Source organism: Borreliella afzelii (genome assembly GCF_014202295.1).
In the GTDB taxonomy this organism is placed as follows: domain Bacteria; phylum Spirochaetota; class Spirochaetia; order Borreliales; family Borreliaceae; genus Borreliella; species Borreliella afzelii.
Genome location: NZ_JACHGM010000039.1, coordinates 1 through 1,321 on the forward strand (window position 1 = coordinate 1; position 1,321 = coordinate 1,321).

The 1,321-nt window shown below is 22.0% G+C and carries 1 protein-coding gene; it reads left to right on the forward strand.

Features of this window, described 5'->3' with window-relative positions:
- The first annotated feature begins 207 nt into the window (after positions 1-207).
- On the forward strand, positions 208-1,017 hold the full coding sequence (locus tag HNP63_RS06705; RefSeq protein WP_048830746.1) for a CRASP family complement regulator-acquiring lipoprotein: 810 nt from the start codon (positions 208-210) through the stop codon (positions 1,015-1,017).
- Positions 1,018-1,321 lie beyond the last annotated feature (304 nt).

A 1,321-nucleotide genomic window follows, 5' to 3' on the forward strand; every position in this document is an offset into this window, starting at 1 on the left:
TCAAGAATTATTAAATACTAAATCATTATATTGATTTTAATAAAAATATTATTATTTTAACAATCTATTATTAATACAATAAAATTTTATATTAAATATTGTATTATATTAATATTGCATTATATTAATTATTAATTTATATTAATTATTGGATTATATTAATATTGCATTATATTAATTATTAGATTTAAAGTAAGGAGAGTATTTATGAAATATAATATAATTATAAGCTTGTTTGTTCTTTTATTTTTAGCTTGCAATCCGGATTTTAACACCAATCAAAAAGATATAAAGTCTCATTCTAGCAAAAAAAGAATCAAACACAATAAAAAAGAAGTAACCAAAAATAAAGTAGAAGACCAAAATAAAGTAGAAGACCAAAATAAAGTAGAAGACCAAAATCAAAGAATAAAAAACTCACTGCTTGATGATTTAAAAAATTTAATAGAAAAAGCTAACGAGGATAGAAAAAAATATGAAAAAAAATTAAAAGAAGAATCTGAAGATCAATATGGAATATTGGCTTTCAAAGAATTGGGTTGGGGAGAAGGACAAGGTGAAAAAATAGCTGATAATACAGAGAGATCTATAAGATATAGAAAACGAACTTATGGGGCCCTAAATGATATAGATACTGACAAATTAAAGGAATTTTCAAAAATTATAATGTTGTCAGGCCAAACCCAAGGCCTATTTAACATATTAAACTTCTTTGGAACTGCTTTAGACGACATGATTGTCTGCTTATATCCTAAAAAAGATATTCTAGATAAACTAGAGATTTCAGATTTACAGAAGCTTAAAAATTTGTTGGAAAAATTATTATCTACAAAAGCAGACGTCTCAAAAATGTTAAACCAACTTTTATTAGATTATCAAAACAATGAAAATTCTATACAAAAAGATACTAATAAACTTAAATCTTACGTAATCACACTTTGCAATCAAACAGAAGAAAAACAAAAAGAAGCAGAAAATCTAAAGAATGAAATATTTACAATACAAAAGAAACTTTAAGTATGTATTAAAATTACCATATGTAAAAGCATATCTTTTATTAAAGATATGCTTAATTTTTAACTAAAGATTACAAAAAATTTTTCGCCTATAATTCGCATAAACTTTAATTCTAAATAAACACACCTTTTTTCTATAATCTTTTAATTTAGCAATAACCATTAATAATAGATTAATATTATTAATGGTATATACTTTAAAGGAATTACATTAAAAATTAATTAATGTAAATTAAATTACATTTTGATAATTTTAGTTTTAATAATTGGCGGTCACAAACAAAAATGAAAATTATATACCAAAT

Excerpts from the sequence above, each read along its gene's own strand:
- HNP63_RS06705 (WP_048830746.1), top strand. The coding sequence starts at position 208 with ATGAAATATAATATAATTATAAGCTTGTTTGTTCTTTTATTTTTAGCT.